The 6,437-nt window shown below is 28.1% G+C and carries 7 protein-coding genes and 1 pseudogene; 6 read left to right on the top strand and 2 right to left on the bottom strand.

Annotated features, from left to right (window positions below; genetic code table 11):
- From ACJDU8_RS24965 to ACJDU8_RS24990, 6 genes and pseudogenes are all read left to right on the top strand, one after another.
- Window positions 1-324 (top strand): hypothetical protein (locus ACJDU8_RS24965; protein ID WP_406794897.1); only part of this gene is annotated, 324 nt, incomplete at its 5' end.
- Window positions 325-372: 48 nt separating this feature from the next.
- A complete protein-coding gene (locus ACJDU8_RS24970; protein WP_406794898.1) occupies window positions 373-690 on the top strand; it encodes a hypothetical protein in 318 nt (105 codons plus the stop codon).
- A gap of 67 nt (window positions 691-757) precedes the next feature.
- The gene (locus ACJDU8_RS24975; RefSeq protein WP_406794899.1) at window positions 758-946 is read left to right on the top strand and encodes a hypothetical protein; all 189 of its coding nucleotides are present in this window, start codon (window positions 758-760) and stop codon (window positions 944-946) included.
- An 873-nt stretch (window positions 947-1,819) separates the two neighbouring features.
- Window positions 1,820-2,338: a methyltransferase family protein gene (locus ACJDU8_RS24980; RefSeq protein ID WP_406794900.1), complete on the top strand. Its 519-nt coding sequence runs from the start codon at window positions 1,820-1,822 to the stop codon at window positions 2,336-2,338.
- A 241-nt stretch (window positions 2,339-2,579) separates the two neighbouring features.
- Window positions 2,580-3,158, top strand: a complete 579-nt coding sequence (locus tag ACJDU8_RS24985) for a DUF3267 domain-containing protein (protein ID WP_406794901.1) — start codon at window positions 2,580-2,582, stop codon at window positions 3,156-3,158.
- A gap of 197 nt (window positions 3,159-3,355) precedes the next feature.
- A pseudogene (locus ACJDU8_RS24990) lies at window positions 3,356-3,818 on the top strand (dihydrofolate reductase).
- A 170-nt stretch (window positions 3,819-3,988) separates the two neighbouring features.
- On the opposite strand, the gene ACJDU8_RS24995 reads toward ACJDU8_RS24990, so the two are convergent.
- A complete protein-coding gene (locus ACJDU8_RS24995; protein ID WP_406794902.1) occupies window positions 3,989-4,972 on the bottom strand; it encodes an S-4TM family putative pore-forming effector in 984 nt (327 codons plus the stop codon).
- 18 nt (window positions 4,973-4,990) lie between these two features.
- A complete protein-coding gene (locus tag ACJDU8_RS25000; protein WP_406794903.1) occupies window positions 4,991-5,995 on the bottom strand; it encodes a nucleotidyltransferase in 1,005 nt (334 codons plus the stop codon).
- Window positions 5,996-6,437: the final 442 nt, after the last annotated feature.

Below are 6,437 nucleotides of genomic sequence, written 5' to 3' on the forward strand. Positions count from 1 at the left end.
GAAAAAAGAGAAAAAATAAATGTAGATAAAATTGCATTTAAGGTGTTAAATGGTTTCGTTGATCCAAGTTCTATCCCGTATACCGAAAATTATAGACATTCAATATTAACAAATGATGGGAGTTACGAAAAACACGATAAAAAGAAATGTTATTTATTTACTAAGTACTTTCAATATCATGTTTGGAATTTTGAGGAAATACCAAGCTATGACAAATTAAAAGAATACTTAGAAATTAAGACAGATAAAGCTTTTAATAAATACATTGTTGTTATGGACAAGCATTGGCAATGGATAGAGACAATCTATATTAAACCTAAATAGGAAATTAGATTTAAAAAAATGAGATTGCAGGTTAGGGGGTAGAAAACAATGTTACTTAGTGAACAGTTAAAAGAGAGATTAAGAAATGAATTCATGCCTCTAAAAAATCTCAAAATTTTTAGTAATGCGTTCCCCGTAAACATAAAAATAGCTTTATTAAAGTCCTTACCTAAAGGTATCATGGGAACTTGTGGGTTAATCTTAGATTTTTTTGAAGGTAGAGTTAATACCGATATAACTCAAGAAAATTATATGATAGTATATGTATCACAAGCTGAAATAGCAAAAGAATTTAGATTCAGTAGGGAATATATATCCCCCATTGTATTAATCGTATGGCAGAAAGCCCTTTATGCCCATTTGTGAAGGTTAGACAGGGACTTAATAAAGCCAACTATTACATAATCAAAAGAAAAAAGAACTAGTAGATTTATTGAAGCAAATATATCAAGCACAGCAGGAAGAAGCTAAAACTAGAAATACAGAAAAACAGGACAAGCAAAAGAAAGAATATGGGAAAAATAACAAGGGAAAAATATCTACGTTTAATAATTTTAAGCCAAGGGAATACGATTTTGAAAAATTAGAACGACAATTATTAGGATGGGAAGACTTAGAATAAAAATACAAAAAAGTTAAAGAGATTATATAAGTGCACCTCATATAATCTCAACACATACAGTAACAAAACAAAATAATCATTAATATTATAGCACTATTTTTAAAAGATTTCATCAAAAAATTTTTAAAAGATTTAGGTTTATTAGAGTCAATTTTTTTTAGAAGTATTGAAGAAAGGTTTATTTGTGTTTATTAAAAATATTTTTTTGCTTTGCAACAATCTTGTAAATATTAACAAGATTGTTATTTTTAATTTGCTGTTAGAAATCAAAAGATAATGTCTCACTTTAAACATATTTAAAATATCGTAAAATGGCTACGTTTTCCTTTGGATGTGAATTGTAGTTTTTAATGGTATGATTCTTAGTTCACATCTAAATGTGGGTATCAAATTAAATTAAAATGTGGGTACCAAATTACAGAAATATATATACTATTTATATTAATTATTAATGTATAGTAGTAATGCAGGTGATCAAAAAGCTTATATTTATAAAATAATATTTAAGAAAAAGGTTCATTTATAATATATATGATAAAAGGTAAGCTTTTTGATTACCAAAAAAATCATTGAATTTTTGATACACTTAAAATACATGTAGTTTGCCTATTAGTCAAAAATATATATGAGTAGATAATGTTATAATTTACTTAGAAGTTAATTAGGGATCTAATAATAGTAATTAATTATGTAATAGTGACTTGTAGGGGGATTTTTAACATGTCTAAGATTCATACATAGTAGTAATTAATTGTGAATTATTAATTAAATATGGAAGGTGATATTGTGTATTTATTTGGTAACAGTTGGTTCATTAGTTCACTACAAAAATCTTCATTTCAAATTGTTTTTATTTTATGGGTTGTTTCTGAGATGATTATTTTATTACTTACTATTTCTAAACCATCTGAAAAAAAGTCAAATAAAAAATCATATGATAAGGGGTCGTGCTTTATTATATTGTTAGGTGTATGGCTAAGTGTGGTTGTTAGTTCTATGGTTAGAAAGCAAATTCACTGGCTATTGCCTAATATGGTATTTTGGATCGGAATTATTTTTATGCTTCTAGGGGTAGTTATTAGAATTTGGGCAGTTTGGACTCTTAGAAAGTTTTTTTCTTTATCTGTAGTAATCAAGTCAGAACAAAAATTAATAAATAATGGACTATATAAATATTTAAGACATCCTGCTTATACAGGAAGTATTTTGGCTGTATTGGGAATACCACTATCATTAAGATCATTTATAGCCACACCATGCGTACTAATAATATTAGCATGTGTTTATGGGTACAGGATATTTGTTGAAGAAAAAGCTTTATTAAAAAACTTTGGGAATGAATACATTAATTATAAAAAAACAACATGGAGAATTATCCCTTGGGTTTGGTGATAAAAAGCACGTTAAATAATATCTTCATTTAGGCCATTGTGTCTTTTAAGCTCAGTACTAATTTTTGAGCTTGAAAATCTGAATGTTGTTCTTTAGAAATTGAATAATAGGGTGTTTGTAAAGGATGGTATTTATATTTTTTATACGTAGTATGTAAATATTAATATGGTATGATTTCTATAGAAATTAAGTCAAAACTGTAGAGTATTTCTATTCTATTTAATAAGGGAGTGGGCTAAATATGAAAGTAAAATGGAAGGGTAAGTTAAGTGAAACAAACACTTTCCCTACAACCGAAATTCCTCCAAATGCAGTTGAAATTCTAAACAATCAACGGAAGTCAGACCTCTTTGTAATGTTGATACCAATCATAATCTTTATAGTAGTATGTATTCATGTCAAGTCCAACTATATAGGAAAATACAAGTTAAATTTAGTAGGTTATCTAACAGGTTTTATACTTGCATTCCCATTTTTAGCAGTTCATGAGTTTTTACATGCAATGTGCTTTCCACCTAAAAGTGAAGTGTTAGTATATTACAATAATTGGGGAATATGCTTGGCTCCCAGTAGTCCAATATCTAAAATACGCTATATTTGTACCCTTTTACTTCCAGCGATTATACTTGGTGTTATACCTTTGTTAGTATGGACTTTCATACCAATCTATAATGTGACATTTAATTCTATGCTATTTATATTAGGGGCAGCATGTCTAGGAAGTTCAGTGGGTGACTTATGCAATTTAGTACATGTAATAAGAGAAATGCCTAAGAATTCAGTAATTATGGTATCCGGTTTAAAATGCTGTTATTATTAAGTATATTGGAAGTAATAGCAGATATGCTGATATTAACAGCTATCAAATTAGGACATATGTAGTAATATTAGATTCTCATTGGATAGCATATTTTACTCAAAGTTTTCTTTATAAAGGAAAGTTGAAATCAAAAATAGTTTTAGTTAACAAGTATAGCAGGTGTAATTTTTATAAATTAAGATTGAGGGAATTTAATTATGATTTCATTAATAGTAGCCGTGTCAAAAAATAATGTTATAGGTAATAGGGGAACAGAAGAGATTTAAAGAGTTGACTACAGGTAAAACAATAATTATGGGTAGAAAATCTTTTCAAGAGATAGGAAAGCCATTGCCAAATAGAAAAACAATTGTTATTTCAAATACTTTAAATATGGTAACTGATAATTGTACAACAGTAAAGTCTCTACCTGAAGCATTCGATTTAGTAAAAGATGAAGAAGAAGTATTTGTTGCAGGTGGAGAACAAGTATACAAAGAGGCGTTGCCTTATTCAGATAAAATATATCTCACTGTAATTGATAAAATAATAGATGGAAATGTTTGTTTTCCTGAAATTAATAAACATGATTTTGTGAAAACCTATGAAGAAAAAATTGAAGGTGAGATAGCATATACATATTATACATATGAGAAAAAAGAAAATAAAAAATGCAAATGATATATAAATTCTTATGAAACATTACAAGAGTAATTAAAGATGACATATTTTAAGATATTATCTCTTAATATGTGCCATCTCTTTCTTACATTTGTTTTAATTAAGTAAATATTTGAAGTTAAAGAGTACACTGGTCTGCTATTTGCATTATTAAATTATAAATGCTTAATTTATATAATAGTAGAATTATATTGGTCTATCATTGTCTGTGCTTTATAATTAGTATCTCTTTGTTGTTCCCTTCTATATTTATTGTAGTACCAATCAAATATTAGAGGATTATTTTTCCTGCAATCAAAAACCTCATTTTGTAATTTCCTTGCTAAATCATTAAGCAAAACAAAATTAGTAGGATTAGAGATTACTTTTCCCCAATATTCATCAGCTTTAATCTTTAATCTTTTAGTGCATTTTATAGACCTAGTATTTTCCCTACATTGAACTACTGTAAAAGTCAATACGGGTAAAAAGGGAGAAAATACATTTATTATGATGTTAGGAACAGACATTTCTCTTATAATCCCAATTAAAAGTAATAAGAAAAAAATGCCAGAAGAACAAATAACAATATCTCGTTTGAACTTATTTCTTAAATAACTATCCCACCAGCAATTAGTCCTTTGACATATAATTCTTCCAACTTCTAAAGGTAAACTTTCTATTGTTTTAGGAGAATACCAATCTCTAAAACAATCTAAAACAGTTCCAGAATTAGCAGCCCCAATGTCAACTTTACTAAGCTTAGTTTTAATGTACTCGCTAGCATTACTAGAAATAATTTCACCGTCTGGTTTATCAACTTTGATATCATTCCAAGGAATTGATAAAACAGTACAATCAAAGTCCTCTTGAATACTTGCGGCTATTTCTCTGTCTTTATTAATTATTGGAACCATTACAATTAAATCTATAGCTGCTAGAATCAAACTAAGCCCTACTGTAGTTATGGTAAACTGTATTTTTTTTATACCGTGATACTTTAAGAAAGAATCTGTTATAAATATAGGAAGAAGTGCTATACACACTACTAAAACAACTTGAGTGATTATTTGTATTCCTAAGATTATCTTAGCCTTGGAATACAGGTAATTTTGTGCAGCTAATTTCATTAAATTCTCCTGGTTATTTTCTCTATTTATTATGCCATTGTTCATAATATCTACCTCTAATTATTATTCTTTAGACTCTGGAAAGTCATTTCCAAAAACTTCTCTCCATTTATTAATTGAAGATTTATGGTCACCTTGTTTTTCATATTCCCTTGCATCTGATGCCTTCTGATAATCTAAATATGCTCTAGTGCTTATTTTAATACGCTCATCTAGTGATGAATTATTAATATTCCCTTGGATGCCTTTAGGGTCATTAACTGAGTTATAAATAGCAGAATAAACATGGAGGAAAAGACTAGGAAGTTCCATATCAACATAATTACTAGCTTCCCCTAATTTAGTATTATAATAATTAACAATAATATTTTCCATTAGGTAAGATGGCATCAAAGGCATTGTCTTTCTTTTATTCCAATACTTCATGATTCTTATTATATTAAGTACATTTCCATCATGTTTTTGATTTATAATTGATACTCTATCTCTGTCAATTCTGGGGTCAGTTTTCATCCAATTAGCATTACCGTCAGGAATTAAATAATAGGTTTTTTTGTAAACATTTTCCTTTACCATGAAACAAGGAACTATGTCAAAACTCCAATTGTATGAAGTCAAATTTAAAATTGCGGCCTGCTTGTTAAGTTTCATCTCTGCTTTGGTATATTGAGGAATGCATTTTAACATATTTATAAATTTATTAATTACTTTCCTCGAATTTAAAATATTAGTACCATCATTACAAAGCTTCTTTAAATTAGTTGCAGTATCTGGAACAATTATTTCAATTTTATCAGAAAGTTCATTGTAGGTACTGAATTCTCCAGCAAGACCTATCATAATATCAATGTCATCAAGTTCCCTCTTTTTAGTTCTTCTTGCAAAAGAGCCAAAAGCTATATCTATATCTGAATATAACTTTGGGAAAGTGGAGTCTTTGTCAGGAAATTCGTGTATTCTTTCAATTAACCAATTGCGACTACTTCTTGCAGTAGTGGTTTCATCTTTGTCTAGATTAACCTTATCTTTTAAAAATTCATTGAATGCTGAAGTTACTGTTTTGGGCATAACCTTTTTCCTCCTAAAGTATAATTTTTTTATTTTTAATAATTTCGGGGCTTTTAGAAGGAATCTTTTAAAAAGTGTAGAATATTATATAACTAAGAAGGAAAGAATTAAGATATACTATAAGAAAAGCCCTTAATTAGCTTTGAATGACGGCAATCATTCTATGCTATATTTATTTTCTGTACCATATAGATTGTGGGTAGTCACATCCTTTCATGGTGTAGTTGATACAGGAAAATAATTTATCCATGACTAATTATACACTATGATACTATATTTTTACAAGCGGCTTAATAGGTGGTCGTTTGTGTTTATATCCATACTATTACTAGCTTTAGGATACCTTGATATTCCATTAAATACATTGGTGCTAGAATAAAAATAGTACAAGATAAATTGAGAAAGTTCCGAATAAAGATTAAAATAAAAGTAAGATATGGGG

Source organism: Candidatus Clostridium eludens, from assembly GCF_045310515.1.
Lineage (GTDB): Bacteria > Bacillota > Clostridia > Clostridiales > Clostridiaceae > Clostridium_B > Clostridium_B eludens.